The sequence below is a fragment of the Lentzea albida genome, from assembly GCF_900111005.1.
Lineage (GTDB): Bacteria > Actinomycetota > Actinomycetes > Mycobacteriales > Pseudonocardiaceae > Lentzea > Lentzea albida.
Window position 1 is genome coordinate 631,440 of sequence record NZ_FOFV01000001.1, and the last position, 17,044, is coordinate 648,483.

Sequence of the window (17,044 nt, forward strand, 5' to 3'; positions counted from 1 at the left end):
CATCAGTGCTCACCGCCGAGCGCTTGCTCGAGCAGCGGCAGCAACGAGCGGAAGAAGCCGTAGTCGGGATCGATGAGCAGCCGGCGGTCGAGAAGCCGGTTCGCCTCGACGCAGCTCGTTTCGGGGACGAGAGAACATGCGTGACACGCCGCGAGCGAAAGTCCGTGCGGCCCCTGACCTGAGGACTCCGAGCAGACCGGGTCGAACGAGCACCAGTTGGCTGCCGCCACCGACATGTCGAGCAACCTGATGAGCCGTGGGAATTCGCCCATGCGCACAAGGCCACCGAGCGTTCCCTCGGAGTCGCCCGCGGCGGTGTAGATGAGGATGCCGGCCATGGCAGGGCCTTCCTGCCCCTCCGTCACGTAGAGCCGCTCACGCAGCGACGAGGTCGAGTAACCGGCGTCGAACGCCGTGTGTCGAAGCAACAGGTGCGCGAATGTGTGAAGCAGCAACCGGCGTGGAGTTGGCTCCTTCAGCCACGTGCTTCGAGCCTGCTGCCGGCGCCTGACGAGCGACGAACACCTGTCGCGCACCTTTGGGAGCTGCTCCCAGCTGACCAGCTCCTCTTCGTCGAACCTGATGAAGAAGCCTTCACCGAACACCTCCGTCGCGGGGAGGAAGTCAGGATTCGGGGCGAGGTTCGATGCCACGGACTCGTTCATGGTGTGACGCTCGAAGTGTTGCAGCACACGGACTTCCCGGAGGCGATCGACCATGATCACGTCGGAGATGAACCCGCGCCAAGCTGACGAGATGGGGCTGTCGCCGCGCAGTGGTCGATCGGCGCGCCTGGTGATGAAGTGGTCCTTGTGGTCGTGCGGTTCGGCCTGGGGATTCGTGAGCGCAACCCACTCCTCGACCGGGATGTCGTCAGGACCGGCGTCAGGGTCGTAGTGGACCTCACCGGTCATCGACAACAACGCGGCTTCGACCTCCGCAGTGCTGATCCCGGTCTGGTTCGCGACCACATTGATCATGGCTGATCGCAGGGCGTGGTTGGGGCTGTTCTGCAACCAGACGAAGTCGTTGTTCTGCCTCAGTTTGGTCAGCGGGTTGTTGATCGAAGACCACGACGACTCCGGGGGAATGTCGATGGCACTCACGACGGTGGGGAAGTAGACCGCGGCCGCGCCGCGCTGCATCACCACCATCCGCTCGTCGCAGTTCACCTCATCGGCCGAGGACTGCCACGGCTGACGGCCGCTGCACCTCACGCGGTACTTCTGCGACAGCTCCTCAAGGCTTCTGCTCGCCTTGCAGGCGATGCAGGTGACGGTCAGGGACTGAAGGCCGCTGCCGACGTCGGCCTTGCTGTCGAACCTGATCTCGTTGACTCCGCACTGCTGCTGGTTTCGCGTGTTGCGATCGGCTGAGTGGGCCCAGTTTCTCCAGTTGACGTCGTCGAGGTGGCCGTTGGCGCACACGGCGACGAAGCGCATCGGTACCAACCGCGTGGTGACGGTGCACTTGTCGCACACCGGCGCGGCGTTCTGCTTCTCGTCGTGCCGGGACCAGAACCTGACCCGCCGGCAGTTGGGGCAGAACAGTCTCCGCGGAAAGCGGTAGTAGGGGAGCCACCGACTTCGCGGTGACGGGGAACGGAGGTGCGCGACCTTCAGATACGCGGCCAGCCGCGGAAAGACGATTTCCTCCAGAGGTCCCCGCCAGTTCCCCGCGTCCTCGACGACGAACGACTCACCGACGAGATCGATCAGTGCGCCGGGCCCGAACGGGCTGACGAACTGGGAACGCCTGACCTTCCGCACCGTCACCGCTGACCTCCGGTCACGTGAACCGGCACCTCGATGTCGACACTGCGCATCGAGTCGAGTGTCGGCCAGCCCTCACCCCGCTCCGGATACCTCCGCATGAGTTTCGGCCGCTCGCGGCCCCCACCGAGTCCGTAACGAAGCCCGCCCTGTTCCTCCGCGTTGTCGATGCGCCTAACCCAGGTGTGCACGAGGTCGGTCAGATGCGCGCTGACCCGGCCGGACTCCGTGCTGTCGGCGCGTTCCACGCGAGCGAGGAACTTGGTGATGAGCTCCTGGAACAAGGCGTCATCGGGATCGAACCTCGCCGCGTCGTCCTCATCGGGCAAACCGAGAGCGTGCCGCACGAGGATCACCAGATCGGCGTGGAGTGCTCTGATCCTCGCGGGCACGGAGAACGGCGTCACCGAACTCGGCTCGACCGACCGGTACAACGTCTCGTGGTAGGGAACGAACGACTCGTAGTGGGAACGGTCCCTGGGTTTCGACGGCGAGTACAGCGTGAGCACGAGCCCTGGGCACTTGGCGTCACGCCCGACGCGGCTGGTCGCCTGGATGTACTCGGCTGTGGTCTTCGGTTGACCGACCACCGTCATCACGCCCAGACGGCTCACGTCCACTCCGACGGAGATCATGTTCGTGCTGGCGAGGAAGGCGACGCCGTTGGAGTCGTCGTGGCGCAGAGCGAGGCGGCGCAGCGTGCGCGGGATGTCCCGCGAGGAAACATTGCTCGTCAGCTCCACGACGTTGTCCTCGTTCAGCACGCGACACTGGTCCTCGGCGGCGGCGATCACCTTGATGCGAGAAGGGACGTCGTCCTTCGCGAGGGTGATCGTCTTGCCGAGCTCCCGAAGGCTGTTGTGGTAGACGACCAGCGTCGAGTAGCCGTCCTCCGGAGCAGCCGCGAGAGCGAGTTCCAGCGGCGCCTGAAGCTGTGCGGCCGTGAGGTGGATGAGTCCGGTGAGCGGCGTATGTCCCTGGGGCATCACTCCGACATATGCGCGGCCGTTGCTTTCTCGGTTCGTGCGGACGAAGTACGAGTCCGCCGCGTCGATACCGGCCGGAGGGAACAGGGCGACGTCGCGGCCGAACACCCCGCGGGTCTGCTCGTCAGCCCGGCGAATGGTGGCCGTCGCGGCCACGATCTTCGGACGCAGCTTGTGGTGCTCCATCAGCACGTCGAACGCCGCCTCGTAAAGACCGACGATCGTGCCGAGCGGCCCTGAGATCAGGTGGAACTCGTCCTGGATGATCAGTGACGGACCCTGGTCGTCCAGCGCACCGAAGAACACCCCTGTACGGGGGTTCCAGGCTGCCCGCGCGAACTTGTCCACAGTTCCGACCAGCATCGTCGGCGGGTTCTGGTACAGGTCATCGTCGACAGAGGAAATGGGCAGCTCGGAGGCGAACGGGCACCGGTCGTTGACGCAACGGACGTGGAACGAGTTGTTGTTGGCGAAGATGCCCCAGACGTCGGCGTCGTCGCGCTCGGTTGGGATGATCTTCGTTCCGCACCAGGGACAGATCTCGATCTGGAAGCCCTCCTCGGCCTCCTCGCCCTTCTGGAGTTTCGCGAGAAGGATCCGGGCATCGGCGAACTTGTTGGGACTGTTTGAGCTTCCGACCCAGATTCCGATCGAGATCGGTCGGCTGCCCAGCTCGTCGTGACGTTCGCGCCGGAGAATCTCACAGGCGGCGATCATGGTCGCCGCACGCTGGAACTGCTGGGCCGTCAGCAACCGGAGGGTGTATCGCGTGATGACCGTCGTACCCGCTCCGCGGTCGCCCAGGGTGAGCCTGCGGTGCAGGATCGTGAACGCGGCCAGTCCCAGGTAGGCCTCGGTCTTGCCGCCGCCGGTGGGGAACCAGATCAGGTCGACGAGGTCGCGATCGTCCTCCTCCACCACACTTTTGATCGTCAGCAGGAGGAAGCCGAGCTGGAACGGCCTCCATCTGGGGTCGCGCGTCGTGTAGTCGACATGGGGGTCAGGTGCTTCGGCGAACGGGTGTGACGATCCGGCGAGCCCAGGCTCGCTGTGCGCCATCTGCATGGCCATCACGCGGTTGGCCAGCCCAAACGCCTCCCTCGCGTCCTGGTTGGTCCGCAGCAGTTCGATTCCGCTGCGCATCCGTTCGCACGCGGTTGTTGCCCTGCCGTGCAGGTCCTCAGCAGCTCCACAGAGATCAGGCGCAACCGCGCCGGCCACCGAGTCCCACGTCCTGCAGATCCAGTCCGCATAGAGGTTCACGAACTCTTCGAGACCAGCGAGTGACTCCTGTGGATCGTTGTCGATCTCGGCGAGCCGGTTGAGGTGGAGAATCGTGTCGACACCTTCAAGATCGAAGGCCACGTCGGGCACGACGTGGACGGGAAGGAAGGAGGTGCGCACCCACGACGGCAGATCGTTCTGTCGATCCCATTCCGCTGCACTGCCGTGGCCGATCGCGAACACGGAGACGTTTCGGTAGAGCAGCTCCAGTTCTTTCGCCTCGTCGTCCGTGTGCGGATGAGTGAGGGTCGGATACCGCGTGATGTGACCGGCGGTCGGCTGGCAGGTCAGTTCGACCTGGAAGAAGCAGTCCGAATCGACGACGCGACGCCTCTCCTGCTGGATGTTCTCGTTGACCAGTACCACCGTGACGAGAGCGCCTTCACCGTGTGGGCGCCAGGTCACCCGAAGCGAAGCCGTTCCGTCCCACAAGCTTTTGTTCTGCACGTAGAGCCTGTTGCTCTGCGGTGCCGGTGCGATGGCGTTGCCAGTGTTGAGTTTCAGCTCCTCGCGTCGCCACTCACCATCCTCTTCGAGGTATCGGGCAGCGCTCACGTCGACCTCGATCGGTGACCAGCCGGAGGTGACGAAGCTGATGCCAACTGACGCGGGCCGTGTCTGTCCGGCAAGAATGATCGGATCCTCGTCGTCAGCCTCCAGCAACTGGTGAGGCTGGTCGTCGAGTTCCTCCGCTGTGTCCTCCTCGATCGCGGGGAACGGCCCGTCGGTCTTCAGCTCATCGGGGCGCGGGTAGAGCATGCCGCTGAGGTAGCGGCCCGAGGGACGCTCGCTGAGACGCTCGTGAGCCCCTTGGACCGGCCCGATCAGCTGCCGCCGTATGTAGTCGATTACGGCATCTCTGTCAGGAAAACCGGTGCCCGTGATCATTTCAATGCCTTCTCGATACGCACATCTACCGGACTGATCACCCACAACGCGGCTTTGGCTCGCGTCATGCCGACGTAGAGCGAAGCTTTGGCGCGTGTCGCCTGACTGTGATCGCTCGCCTCCAACAGCACGTACCTGCGTTCAAGGCCTTTGAAGTCGCCGGTCGTCGCGAACCCGATCCTGCCTGGCCCAGGTCGGCTCAGACGCTTCAGATCAAGGACGTCGATCCGTCGTCGCCAGATGTCAGGCAGGCTCGCGAAGAGTGAAGACGACAACTCGTGGGTCGACAGGAGAACAACCTGGTCCATCGGAACTTCGTGATCTTCGAGGCTTTCCAGCACCTTGGCGGCGGTCGCGATGGCTTCTGCGCGAGGGGCCTCCGTGAACACGACCTCACGGCCGGGCCCGGCCGTGGTCACTCCCAGGTCCGCGCCTGTTCGGTCCTGTGTGGCGCGCACGATCTCCACTGTGTTGCGGCAGTTGTCCGTCAGGGTGAAGCGAACAGGTCGCTGCTGACGGAGAGCTTCCATCGCAGCGTCCTCATAGCTCCCGACGAGACCCCGTTGGTTGTTGGAGTCCAGTAGAAACACCCAACGTCCTTCGGAGAGTCCGCCTCTCAGGACTCTGTCGACAGTGGCCAGATCCGTTGTGTTGATGACGTCCTGCGCTTCGTCGATGACGATCAGATCGACGCTATCGTCAGCCACCTCGCTCATGCGGCTGAACGGCATGACGGAGGTGTTCTCCATGCCGGCCTGGATCCGGAGGAAGTTCGCCAGCACGCCGCTTCGGCACGTGAGCAACACCTTGCTGGACGTGTTCTCCCTGCGGCACATCTCGGCCGCGAGCATGGTCTTGCCCGTACCCGCGCCACCTTCGTACAGGATGCGGGGGTTGTGTCGGCAGTTGTCGAGGGCCCGGTACTGCTGCTCAGTCAGTGCGACCAGCTCCGCGTCCACGTTCCTTCCGTGCTGACGCAGCGTTGGCACGCGGTCGAAGTCAGCACGCAGCAGATCGAGGTACCGCTGGACGTCGTCCGCAGTGAGTGCGCTGCGGTGGCCTGGCTTGTCCTCCCAGAACTTCCCGAGTTTGTCGAGGCAGACGTCCCAGCCTTCGAACTCCAACCGCCGCCGGTCGAGGATGAGCTCAGGAGTCCACTCGACACTCTCGACGTCGAAGTCACAGTCCGGGAAGACGACGCCGTGTCCGAAAACCGTGCGAGCGACCGTCTTCCGCTCGATCTTCTTGGCTTTGCCGAGGCGTCCTTCCAGGCTGAACACGCCTGACCGCGCCTGTTCGAGGGGGCTTTCGCTCAGGCGGTGCTTCCTGCCGCTCATCGACTGGCTGTGCCAAACTCCGTTGATCCGGGAGATCCCGCCGCCCTTCGCCTCGAGCCCAAGGATCCCGCGCTCGCCTATGAGCACGAAGTCGATCTCGCAGACCCGCTTGCGCTCGTGTTCGGGCAGGTTGATCGAGTGGAGGGCGTACGTCCATCCCGGCACCTGAACCTTGCTCAGCGCCTCGAAGATCTTCTTCTCGGCAGCGCTTGCCCGCGAGTTCACACGGCTTGGAATCATTTCCATGTCGGTTTTCCAGGTTTTGGGTATGACGGCAACGCCGCAGGGGTGCTGGGCGAGTTCAGGGCTGCATGGTCGGTGGAGGAGTTCGTTGCTCCTCATCGTCCGACTGGTCGCAGAAGTTACCAGGGGATGCCGCTCGAGCAATAGCATTTGATCAACTGGGCACGATTCTGGTCATCGACACTCTTGTCTGCATGCGTCCCTGAGCTGCTGCTATGTCGGCCGCGCTCGGTCCTCCAACTTCGGCGACCGTGGAATAATGGCTGCTCAGGGCATGGTTGGAAGCCACTGGGGTGGATGGTCCGCGGCAGAGTGTTCCGGCTCCGCATCGCCATCGAACAACCTCCGATTTCGAGGCAATATCCAATACGGTGTCAACTTTCTGTCCCTTGTGAAGGCAGGGTCTGCTGTTGTATGTGGCTAGGCGTTTCTTGCGGGATCAGGGAGCTCTTCCAATCTGACTGGAATAGTCTTAGCTTGACGAAACAAGCTAGCGACAGGAGGGAGGTTGACGAGAGCGAAGACGCTGACGCCAAACAGCAGGAGCACTCGACCTGGACAGCGGTGAGCATGCTTGGCGATGTTGGCCGGGTCGTGCCTAGCATCGGTCCTTGACCACGCTCGCGCAGGGAGCCGCTACCGTGTTCCGACCAGTGTTCAGTCGTGCTCTGGAGTCGAAAGAACGCAACATCGTCCATGAGGTGTTCGGCGACGCCCTCGACATCAACGCCCTGACCCTGGCCGAGGGCGGCATCCTGGGCAGCTTCGGCGTGGCCCGCACCCTGCCCCGCCTCGTCACCTTCCCCAAGGGCGTCCTCACCACGCCACAACAACAGGCCCGCTACGAGCGCTGGCTGGTCCACGAACTGACGCACGCCTACCAGTACCAACACGGCCGCAGCGTCCTGAGCCTCCTGCCGACCGCCATCGCAGGCTTCTTCAAGAAGAGCCTCTACGACTACGGCGGCCCGGAAGGCCTGCACGGTAGGACTTTCGGTGACTTCAACACCGAACAACAGGCCAACATCATCGCCGACTACTACTACCTCAGCCGGTACGAGCCGCACCGCGATCTGACGGCCTACGAGCCGTACATCGCGCACGTCCGGTCAGGCGGTTGATCGCCTTGGAAAAGATCAAGCTCCGACCGCGTTGCCGCTGGTCAGAGCTTGATTTCACCCGGCGAAAGGTGGTGCCCCAGGCAGGATTCGAACCTGCGACACACGGTTTAGGAATGTGCTTTTCGGGTGGGGAGTGCTGCTCTACCTGCGGCGATGCCATCACCGTTGCTCGCACCATGCGCCGCATGGTCTCGGTTCGGCCACAGTTCGCACCACGACCCGCACCACGACGTGAGCCGCTCATCGGTGCCACCACACGGCAGGTCGGCGCTGGGCGAGTAGCGAGCCAGCAAGATCATAACTGGTGCACGGAGCGGCTTGCCTCCTTCGTAGGAATCGCAGTTACCGCCGTAACGTTTCACCCGGTTTCCGGAGATGTCTCGGTTGCATCTGTAGGACTCTGCCGGAGAGGCGGGACAGCATGAGTGGCGTAGGAAAAATAGAGATCAACTCGACCAGTACCAGCACGGCTGACGTCACCCCTGTAGTCCTTCGCCCGGGCACGCTGACGCGACTCGTGTTCAAGCCAATCCTCGTCAAGAATGAGCAGGACGAAGCTGCTTCGGTTAGCGGCGAGCTGACCTACCAGAAGAAGCTTAAGTCGGATGAATGGGAAGATGTCGACAGCATCAACTTGCAGACGCTGAAGGCTGGAGAGAACGTACGGATTGCCCTGAAGTCTGGCGAAGTTCTCAAGATGTATCAGTGTCTGTCGGCGCTTTACGAACACATGCGGGCAAACGGAGTCGAGTACGGAACTAAGCATCTCATACCGATTGAGGAATCGTCCGGACTGTCGGCCGTGCTAGAGATGATTGCAGGATTTCCCGATCAGGACGCCATTATGGGCGTGCTTGACTGGTTGAAGAACCGTGACGTGGGGGCGGTAGCAACAGCGTTGGGTGCAAACGAGGGGACGTTAGTTAGTCACCTTGCCGTTGCTACGGGAGTTGCACGGCTGCGAGCGTTTGTTCAGGAAGCCGAAGAGAACCTGGCCAACCCCGAGGAAAGCTTCTGGCAGGATCTGCTCGTGCGCAATAGTTGGGCGCTCGGCCAGCTGTATTCGTACCCTGTAGTGATCCTTCAGGATCAGGCATACCTAGGGGGCAAGGCCGTCGATAGCCGTGGCGGCAACGTGGCGGACTTTCTATACAAGAACGATCTCACAGATAACGCCTTGATCGTCGAAATAAAGACGCCGACTGCGCGCCTCACTGGCGACAGAACGTATCGCAACAACGCCTATGCGTGTACTAAGGAGCTAGCGGGTGCAGTGCAGCAGGTCCTTCAGGATCTGTCTACACTTCGGGCCAGCTATGGCGCATTGCATCAAGACCGTGAGCCTGAGTTCAGGATCTTTAGTCCGAGATTGCTTCTGGTTATTGGAAACCTGGCTCACGAGGGCGATATTGACAGGAAGCGCAGTTTTGAGCTTTTCAGGAATGGCTTGCATGAAGTCGACATTGTAACCTTTGATGAGCTTGTGGCGAAAGCCAAGCTCCTGCTTGCGTTGTTCGAAGAAGCGTTCTAGTGCAGTGTCTGCGCGAACGCGATTGGGGTTACTGGATATATTTGGGGTCAGGCTCGAATTACGTTTGGCATGTTAAATGTAGGTGACGCACGTTCCAGCTCTGCCGAGATAAGGAAGCGCAGTGCGTCGCGAGTTGCACGGAACGGTAGCCGAGGAGCTTCATCAGGCTTGACTTGTATGGACATCTCAGTCACAAGGTCAACCGTGCGGCGACCTTCGTGGACAAATGAGCTTCGAGCTTGATAAGCGCCAGAAAGGGCGTTTCGTATGATCGTTTCTGTCGGTTCGGCGATGAACCGCGGCCGTTCCTTCTCCCAGTGACCGCCTGTGATGGTTCCGGCGGAAGCATCAAACTCGTGAGACCAGTCTTGTATGGGCTCCGACCAGAATTCGAGCGGTATGCTCGAAAGTGCATAGTCGACAAACCTGCGCTTTAGGTTGCGATGTTTGTTGTCGGCGAGTAGGGCCTTGCGCATCCTGGATTTCTGATCATCGTTCAGCTTCCCCTTGCGGAATGTCCCTTCCCAGCGGCTTGATTCCGACCAATCGTCCCAGGCTGAGGAAGTTGTCCCGAACCGCTTCGACAGAAGTTCGAGTGCGCCAACCAGCAGCGCGTACGCAGCATTGGTTTCTCTTGTTGAGAGCAGGCATGCGCTGTAGTGCATCTGTATGGCTGCTGATATGACGTCGTGGTCTTCGGGTGATAGTGACAGAAGTCTCGTGAGGTTGTTGGTTACGTGGTTTGCGTCAGCATCCGTCGTAAACGGTGCCATCAGTGTCGAGTCGATTCGGTCGCCGAGTGGAACAGCTAGCGAGTATTCAACGCCTAGAAGGCGAGTGTGAATCTCTTCGAGTGCTTCTATTCGGCGGTTGAAGGTGAAAGTGAGCAGGCCGGCCCACTCTTGTGATTGACCTGCGATCGAGCGCATGTCGGACTGAGTTTGCTTGTGGGCTGGCCATTCAAGATTGGTAAGGGTTTCGATCGGGAGGCCTACGCGATGAATATGCTGTTCAGCCGTAAGTTCGGCATACCGTGATTTGAGGCCACCTTGAACTGCCCCTGGCACGATCACTCTAGTGATAGCTGACCCTACGTCGCCATCGTCGACGGCTTTACGGAGGCCTCGAACCCAGTGCCAAAGTGCGCGCATAAGCTTCCGATCGTGGTGTGGGTCAGGTCTACAGCGTAATCGCTGCTGTGGATGCCGGTGTTACGTGCGGCGGAAAATCTGGAACGCTGACGCTTGTGGTCCTCCTCTAGCGATCGATCTGTTGTGCGAATACGATTGCGGGGTGACGGAGTACCCGGAAGAACTTAAGTGGAAAGTTCACGGCAGGCGGACTGTCTACGACAACCGCTGGGTTCAGGTTGACCTTGTTGACGTCGAGCCTCCGGATGGAAGCCGATTCGAGCATCATGTCGTTCGGCTTGACCATGTGGCGGTGGCACTTCTCGTAAACGAGCGTGAGGAGGTTCTGACGCTGTGGCGCTATAGGTTCGCAGTTGATAAATGGGGCTACGAACTGATCGGCGGACTGGTTGAGGAGGGTGAAGAACCGGCAGCCACGGCGGCACGCGAGGCAGAAGAAGAGACAGGCTGGAAGCCGATCGGCGAGCCAGAGCACATCGGCACTTTCCAGCCCCTGCCAGGCATCATCGACGCACCCGTGGATACCTATGTTTGGCGAGCAGCGGAGAAGGTTGGAGAGCCGACGGACGCCGAGGAAGCCGCTCGGATCGAGTGGATCTCGGTTGACCGAGTACTGGACCTGGTTCAACGCGGCGAAGTTCTCGGATCTGGCGCGATCGTGCCTCTCCTCTACTACCTAGCCTCACGCGCTGTCGGAACGTCCTCGGGGGACAGGAAGCTCTAGGTTCGCGAGCCGCCGTTGCTGGCGATCGGACTTGATGCGGGACGCAAGCTGTCGTGCCTTGCGCGCGTAGTCGAGCGCTCCCCGGCTGTCGCCAGCAGCGGCGTACGCGAAGGCAAGATCTACGTACAGGTTGGTCTGACCGCGCACGGCGTTGAGTCCGGGCGTGGCGAGATCTCGAACGGCTGCTTCGAGTTGATTGATGGCGTCCTGGTCGCCCAACCGCAAGAGTGAGCTGCCGCGCCAGCGCACGAGCTGCCCTTCGTTGAGGAGTAGGAAGGGCATCTCGGGATCGACCGGATTCGTTGGCAGCAAAGAGCTTGCGTCATCGAACGCGCGCAACGCCGCGTCCCGCTGGCCATCGGCGGCGAGCCCTTCGCCGTGTGCTGCGGCAAGCCACGATCGCAGCAACGACGGCGCGCGGTTCTCTGCGACGTACCGCGCGTACTCCAGTAGTTCGACGGCTTCGGCCGGCTGCCCGATGTCGAGCAGGATCACTGCTTGCTGTGCGGCAGCGTGCGCGAGCAACTGAGGTGAATCAGCTTCTCGCGCCGAGACTTTCGCGTCCTCGTGGTACTGCCACGCCTGAAGCTGCGAACCTCTATCCAGAGCGGTCCAACCGGCGAGCGTTCGCGCGTCTGTGAGGATTGCGGCGAGCCGTTCGCGATGACGTGAACTCACGCTGAACGTTCGGTACTCCTCAATCTGGCGTACCAGGCTGTTCAACTGGTCCAGTACCACCACGGCGCCGAATTTGTGGTCAGAGCTGCGAAGGTCGTTGACTTGTCGCTGAAACATGTCGAGCGTTCCGCGGTCGATGCTGCGCGCGACGATCAGCCGTTCGCGCAGCTCTTCAGCGCTCTGGTGCTCGACCTCGGGCGGGAATCCAAGCTCTTCGTTGGTTCGTCCGTAGAACTCTCGGAACAGCCGTTGATATCCGGGGTCGGTCACCTCTACGTGGCCGTTCTCCCAACGCGACATCATGATGAGCATTGATTGCTCTGTTGCGTGGGGAGCGCCGATCTGCGGCCCACGTGTCAGGAAGAACCTGACCACCTGCCCCTGTGTGTGGCCAAGCTCCTGACGGACCCCTTGTAGCCTCGATCGAGGCTGCTCACCGCGCTTCCTTGTCGCCACGTCTCCCCGTTCCCCAACGGTTGTGACCTGCGGACCTAACTCCACCTAACACGCGGCGTGATAGCCGCTGACAATTATTTCGACCCCCTCTCCGGCTGTCTGCTGTTCACATGACAGCGACACCGAAAGCAGCAAGCGAACGAAAGCTAGTCCTTTCGACGGCTCCCATCGTCGAGGCGGCTAGCGAGCGTTCCGACCTGAGCGCGAAGGCCGCGCAGTTCTCGAATGATCGTGTTGAGAAGCGGAACAAGCGGATTGTCAGCCGTGAGGGCCGGCGGCTCGGGTGGCGTCTTTCCTTGCAGCACCGAAATGAGGTGCTGGGGGTGCCAGTCGAGCGCAATCGACAGCGCTTCGAGCGTCCGCGGATTGCGTCGCCGCTGGATCTTTCCCTGTTGCATCTCGCGAACGATCGCGAGCGACACCCCGGATCTCTCCGCAAGTTCCTTCTGCTTCAAAGCCAGCTCTGCCGCGCGGGCGTTCATTGCCTCCGCGACTGCCGACCAATCCTCTGCCACGTACGCCTCCGTGCTCCGCCTCAGCGCCGACGTTAGCGCGCGCATGTGCCCTGAAACGGGGTTAGCGCTGACATCGGCGGTGAATCGCCAGTAATCAACGCCAACGTCAGCGCCTTCGGAGAAGAAATCAGTCTTTCGAAAGGTATTCAGCTGATGACTACGTCAGGCATGGCGGGGAGCAACCCGCCGATCTTCTACACAGTCGCCGAAGCCGCGCGCATCCTGCGCGTGGACGTGGCGACCATCTACAGGGCGATCCGAGAGGACGCGTTCCCGGCGGTGCGCCTGCGCACTCGCTACGTGATTCCTTCTCGTGCGGTCGAGGAGATCGTTCGACAGGCGTCGGAGTCCGGAAGCGTTGTGGACGTCGCCCGGATGACCGCTGAGCGGCGGTCCGCCCGTGAGTTCGAGCGGAAGTCCGGGGGTGCGTGGTGAACCCGGAGAACTACTACGAGGTGATCGCGGCCGAGCTCGACCGCTACGCCAAGGTCCCGGACGACGTGCTGATGGAGATCGTCACCCGTGACGGCACGTGCATGTGGTTGTGGGCCAACGAGGACGGCCCGGAGTGGCAGGGCGAGGAGATCACGGATCGGGAGTTGGCGGCTCGCCTGTGTGAGTCGTGCCCGGTACGGAGGCTCTGCCTTGAGTGGGAGCTGCGCCTTGCTGGTGAGCACCAGTTCGGCGTGTGCGGCGGACTGACCGGAGAGGACCGGCGCGCGCTGTTCCACGTGTGGCGTGCCCGTCGCGACCGGATGAACGAGGACCAGGACGGAGGGCAGTTCCGTGACGTTTAACGTGACACCAACGCAACTGCTCGTCGTTCTGGGCGTGGCCGTGGTGCTGCTGTGGATCTGGCGAGCCAGTGCCCGTAGGGCGAAGGCTGCCGCAAACGCAGCGCGAACGGGTGCTCGGTTGCTCTCGCTGACCGGGCGGGTGCTGGTGATGGCTGGCGTCATCGTCGGAGTTCAGTGGGTGGTGATCACTCACCGGGGCGACACCGTGTTGTTGCTCGTGGTGTTGGGTCTGCCCGCGTTGTTCGCCGCGTACACGCTGACCCGTGCACTCACGATCACGTCTTACGACAGTCCGCGAGGTAAGGGTGATCGGCGATGAACGCGATCACTCGGGTTCGGGAAGGGGCAGCCGCCTTCGAGCGGCTGCCCGCCGCCCCGGCAGCGCAGCAGCTCGCGGCCGACGCTGCGGAGGCGGCAGAGCTGAGGGCCTACGCGACGCACCCGGACGTGGTCGCGCTTCGTGTCGAGCGTGTCCGTGCTGAGGTCGACCGGCTGTGCTGGGCAGGGATCGTGCTCGGTCTCGGCTTCACGATGACCAACGTCCAGAGCTTCGCGGCAGCGGGCACGCCGGCATGGTCGCTGCCGTGGCTCGCAGCGTGGCTGCTTGATCCCACGGTGTCGCTGGTCTTGTTGGCGATCCTGCGCGCGGAGCAGGTGACCGCGCGGTATCAGGTGCGCACAGGTGCGTGGACGCGTCGTGCGAAGTGGTTCACGCTCGCGGCCACGTACGTGATGAACACCTGGCACTCGTGGGCGGAAGGGTCCGTGTCGGGTGTGGTGCTGCACTCGGTTCCGCCTCTCGTGGTGTTCGTCGCGGCGGAGGCGGTGACGGACCTGCGGGACAAGTTGACGGAGGCGGTCACGGCCGCGTTCGCCGAAGCGCAGCGACGCGCGGCACCGGTCGTGTCGGCGAGCGCGCCGAAGACGACCGCTACCGAGCGTCCGGCAGTGGAACGTAAGCAGCGCAACAGGAGTCGACCCAAGCGACGAGTGACGTTCGACGACTACCTAGCGACTGCACGCGAAGCGTGGACACCTGAGGTCGTGGTGAGTCCCGCATGGGTACGTGAGGTCACCAGGTGCTCGCGTGGCCTGTCGTCACGGCTCGCCGCAACGCTCGCGGCCGAACTCCGGACCGCGACCACATCGGACGGAGGTGATCCGCGATGACCGAGCAGGACCGAGAGTTGGCCAATGTGGATGCCTCGCTGCCCGTGCGGGCGGTGCTCGAAGGCGAGTTCGTGAACGACGTCCCAGCGGTCGAGCGGACGCCGTGGCGTCGGCGGGCTGTGAACTGGTGGCGGCGCTCACCACGTGTGCCGTTGTGGGCGAAGGATCGCGTTCACGCCGTGCAGGCCGTGAAGGATCTCGTCGTGGCGGTGCTGCGTTCACCGTTCCGGTTCATGGGCGCGGTCGTGCGTGGACTCGTGGTCGCGGTGCGGTGGTGGCGTTCATGGGTGACCGTGCGGGACTATCGGGAGGCAGCCGAGCAGTCGGAGAAGCTCGCGGACAAGTTCACCGACATTCGCGAGCTGACGCTGTTCCGGTGGAAGGTCACCGGGGCAACGGTGGTCACGGTGGCACTCGTGGTCGCGGTGCTCGATCTCGTGTACGGGCACAGGGCGCTGTGGATCGCCGGAGGCGTCTGCGCGGTGGCGCTGGCGGTCCTCGGTAGGCGCAAGGACGGCAGCCCTGGGCGTAAGGCGGTGCTCGCCGGACCGCGCACGCTGACGTGGACGATGGACCCCCAGATACTCGTGGACGCGTTCCGTGACGCGAAACTGATTGGGAAGGATGAGACGCTGCGCCTGGTCGACCGAGCCACGCGCAGGGGTGAGGGATGGGCGGTCACGGTCGACCTACCCGCCACCCGCAAGGCGGCCGATGTCGTCAAGCAACGGGAAGCGCTCGCGTCCGCGCTCGCGGTGGATGAGATCCAACTCAGTGTGGAGCGCGTACGCGGCAACGGCGGGCACGCCGGACGGGTGGCGATGTGGGTGGCCGATGAGGACCCCTACGCCAAGCCGCCCATTCGGACACCGCTGCTCGGGGTGCACCGGTGGGACGCGTGGCGGCCGGTGCCGTTCGGTACCGACGCGCGCGGACGCCGGATCGACCTGCCGATGGTGTGGACGTCGGTACTGATCGGCGCTCTGCCCCGGCAGGGCAAGACGATGGCGCAACGGTTGGCAGCCGCGGGCTTGATCATGGACCCGCATGTCCGGTTGCTCGTGGCTGATTTCAAGGCTGGTAAGGACTGGGGTGCCGTCGCGCAGATGGCACACCGGTTCATGTCCGGCGACGACAGCGAGCACGTGTTGACGTTCCTGGATTGGCTCGTGGAACTGGTCGCCGACGTTCAACAGCGCTACCGCAGGATGCGCGAGCTGGACGACCTGACATGTCCTGAGTCGAAGGTGACGCCGGACATGTCGCGTGATCCGTCCTTGGACATGCCGATCACGGCCCTGTTCGTGGATGAGCTTCACATCCCACTGGAGGACCGTACTCCCGTGGAGGTGCAGGGAAAGAAGCTCACGGCGGGGGAGTACATAGGCGAGTTGCTGACGTGGCTCGCGAAGAAGGCGCCGGCCGCTGGACTGATCTTGGTGCTCGCGACGCAGCGACCGGACGCCAAGACCCTTCCGACAAGGCTGCGTGCGGTGCTCGGCTCGCGCTTCGCGTTGCGGGTGATGGACTACCGGGACAGCAACATCATCCTTGGCGAACAGATGAACACACGTGGGTACGACTCCAGCCGCCTACTGCCCTCGCATAAGGGCGTGGGCATCCTGCGACCGGACGGAGAAACCCAAGCCGGGGCCGAAGTCCTCGCGCTGACCGTGCGGACGTTCTACATGCCCAACGAGGACTGGAGGGAGATCTGCCAACGTGGACGGTCATTGAGGGAGGTTGAGGGCACACTCACCGGACACGCCGCTGGACAGGAAGCACAGCCGATGCTCGATCACGCAGCTGTGGCGAAGGCTATTGGAAGTGCGCCGACACCCGCTGAAGCGGAGCGGGCTGGCGAGATCGAGTTGCCCGAACCGTTGGCGTCCGTTGTGGACTATCTCGCCAACGACCTTGACGGCGACGACGGCCGGGACTTCGTGCCCACAGCCGAACTTGTGGCCGCGCTCGACGTCGAGCCCACGTTCGGGCTCGACATGGCCAAGCTCGGCTGCCGCTCGACACGGGACCGGGTGCCCACAGAGGACGGAGTGAAGCAGGTACGCGGTTACGCCGTCGCCGACATCCGCGCGGCGGTCGAACGCCTCCGCGAAGCGGCCCTGATCGACGGCGAGGTGATCGATGATGACGACCGCTGACCCGTCACACCTCGTCCTAGGCGCCCGTCACCCCGTCACACGCCGTGTGACGGGTAAGAAACCGGGGTCTAGCTGCGGAAACGAGCCACCGTGACGGGTGTGTCGTGTGACGGGCAACCCCGTCACACGACCGCGAAACGGCCCTGTGCAGTGCTTTTGTGTGGGAGGACGTAGGCACACGTGGTTCCGTCGATGCGACCTCGCCGTCATCTCACTCGACGTTGTTCGA

The 17,044-nt window shown here is 62.9% G+C and carries 14 protein-coding genes; 8 read left to right on the top strand and 6 right to left on the bottom strand.

Annotated elements, in window-relative coordinates; translation table 11 throughout:
• Nucleotides 1-2: 2 nt before the first annotated feature.
• From drmB to BMY74_RS03175, 3 genes are read right to left on the bottom strand one after another with little or no spacing between them, the layout of a single operon-like run.
• Complete coding sequence (gene drmB, locus BMY74_RS03165; protein WP_089909033.1) at nt 3-1,775, bottom strand: DUF1998 domain-containing protein; 1,773 nt, start codon at nt 1,773-1,775, stop codon at nt 3-5.
• On the bottom strand, nt 1,772-4,930 hold the full coding sequence (locus tag BMY74_RS03170) for a helicase-related protein (protein WP_089909036.1): 3,159 nt from the start codon (nt 4,928-4,930) through the stop codon (nt 1,772-1,774). The genes drmB and BMY74_RS03170 overlap by 4 nt, the downstream gene beginning before the upstream one ends.
• Complete coding sequence (locus tag BMY74_RS03175) at nt 4,927-6,513, bottom strand: nuclease-related domain-containing DEAD/DEAH box helicase (RefSeq protein ID WP_177229541.1); 1,587 nt, start codon at nt 6,511-6,513, stop codon at nt 4,927-4,929. Before BMY74_RS03175 ends, BMY74_RS03170 begins: the two co-directional genes overlap by 4 nt.
• 608 nt (nt 6,514-7,121) lie before the next feature.
• Between BMY74_RS03175 and BMY74_RS03180 the strand changes: the two genes are divergently transcribed.
• Nucleotides 7,122-7,631, top strand: coding sequence for a hypothetical protein (locus tag BMY74_RS03180; RefSeq protein ID WP_143091420.1), 510 nt, complete (start codon nt 7,122-7,124; stop codon nt 7,629-7,631).
• A gap of 421 nt (nt 7,632-8,052) precedes the next feature.
• Nucleotides 8,053-9,162, top strand: a complete 1,110-nt coding sequence (locus BMY74_RS03185; protein ID WP_089909047.1) for a Shedu immune nuclease family protein — start codon at nt 8,053-8,055, stop codon at nt 9,160-9,162.
• 47 nt (nt 9,163-9,209) lie between these two features.
• Here the strand turns inward: BMY74_RS03185 and BMY74_RS44035 are convergent, their stop codons facing one another.
• Nucleotides 9,210-10,091 (bottom strand): hypothetical protein, encoded by an 882-nt coding sequence (locus tag BMY74_RS44035; RefSeq protein ID WP_143091421.1) that lies wholly within the window; start codon nt 10,089-10,091, stop codon nt 9,210-9,212.
• A gap of 364 nt (nt 10,092-10,455) precedes the next feature.
• On the opposite strand from BMY74_RS44035, the gene BMY74_RS03190 reads away from it, so the two are divergent.
• On the top strand, nt 10,456-11,037 hold the full coding sequence (locus tag BMY74_RS03190) for an NUDIX domain-containing protein (protein WP_089909050.1): 582 nt from the start codon (nt 10,456-10,458) through the stop codon (nt 11,035-11,037).
• On the opposite strand, the gene BMY74_RS03195 is transcribed toward BMY74_RS03190, so the two are convergent.
• A complete protein-coding gene (locus tag BMY74_RS03195; protein ID WP_245785859.1) occupies nt 10,996-12,027 on the bottom strand; it encodes an NsdA family TPR-like regulatory protein in 1,032 nt (343 codons plus the stop codon). The genes BMY74_RS03190 and BMY74_RS03195 overlap by 42 nt on opposite strands.
• A gap of 290 nt (nt 12,028-12,317) precedes the next feature.
• Complete coding sequence (locus BMY74_RS03200) at nt 12,318-12,686, bottom strand: helix-turn-helix domain-containing protein (protein WP_089910391.1); 369 nt, start codon at nt 12,684-12,686, stop codon at nt 12,318-12,320.
• A gap of 153 nt (nt 12,687-12,839) precedes the next feature.
• On the opposite strand from BMY74_RS03200, the gene BMY74_RS03205 reads away from it, so the two are divergent.
• From BMY74_RS03205 to BMY74_RS03225, 5 genes are read left to right on the top strand one after another with little or no spacing between them, the layout of a single operon-like run.
• Entirely contained in the window at nt 12,840-13,121 is a 282-nt protein-coding gene (locus BMY74_RS03205) for a helix-turn-helix domain-containing protein (RefSeq protein WP_239566678.1), read from the top strand.
• Nucleotides 13,118-13,483, top strand: a complete 366-nt coding sequence (locus BMY74_RS03210; RefSeq protein WP_342716579.1) for a WhiB family transcriptional regulator — start codon at nt 13,118-13,120, stop codon at nt 13,481-13,483. Before BMY74_RS03205 ends, BMY74_RS03210 begins: the two co-directional genes overlap by 4 nt.
• On the top strand, nt 13,473-13,802 hold the full coding sequence (locus BMY74_RS03215) for a hypothetical protein (protein ID WP_089909060.1): 330 nt from the start codon (nt 13,473-13,475) through the stop codon (nt 13,800-13,802). The genes BMY74_RS03210 and BMY74_RS03215 overlap by 11 nt, the downstream gene beginning before the upstream one ends.
• Complete coding sequence (locus BMY74_RS03220; RefSeq protein ID WP_089909063.1) at nt 13,799-14,653, top strand: hypothetical protein; 855 nt, start codon at nt 13,799-13,801, stop codon at nt 14,651-14,653. Before BMY74_RS03215 ends, BMY74_RS03220 begins: the two co-directional genes overlap by 4 nt.
• Nucleotides 14,650-16,815 (top strand): FtsK/SpoIIIE domain-containing protein, encoded by a 2,166-nt coding sequence (locus tag BMY74_RS03225; protein ID WP_143091422.1) that lies wholly within the window; start codon nt 14,650-14,652, stop codon nt 16,813-16,815. Before BMY74_RS03220 ends, BMY74_RS03225 begins: the two co-directional genes overlap by 4 nt.
• Nucleotides 16,816-17,044 lie beyond the last annotated feature (229 nt).

Excerpts from the sequence above, each read along its gene's own strand:
- BMY74_RS03225 (WP_143091422.1), top strand. The coding sequence starts at position 14,650 with ATGACCGAGCAGGACCGAGAGTTGGCCAATGTGGATGCCTCGCTGCCC.
- BMY74_RS03220 (WP_089909063.1), top strand. The coding sequence starts at position 13,799 with ATGAACGCGATCACTCGGGTTCGGGAAGGGGCAGCCGCCTTCGAGCGG.
- BMY74_RS44035 (WP_143091421.1), bottom strand. The coding sequence starts at position 10,091 with ATGCGCTCGATCGCAGGTCAATCACAAGAGTGGGCCGGCCTGCTCACT.
- BMY74_RS03205 (WP_239566678.1), top strand. The coding sequence starts at position 12,840 with ATGACTACGTCAGGCATGGCGGGGAGCAACCCGCCGATCTTCTACACA.
- BMY74_RS03195 (WP_245785859.1), bottom strand. The coding sequence starts at position 12,027 with ATGCTCATCATGATGTCGCGTTGGGAGAACGGCCACGTAGAGGTGACC.
- BMY74_RS03185 (WP_089909047.1), top strand. The coding sequence starts at position 8,053 with ATGAGTGGCGTAGGAAAAATAGAGATCAACTCGACCAGTACCAGCACG.
- BMY74_RS03170 (WP_089909036.1), bottom strand. The coding sequence starts at position 4,930 with ATGATCACGGGCACCGGTTTTCCTGACAGAGATGCCGTAATCGACTAC.
- BMY74_RS03175 (WP_177229541.1), bottom strand. The coding sequence starts at position 6,513 with ATGGAAATGATTCCAAGCCGTGTGAACTCGCGGGCAAGCGCTGCCGAG.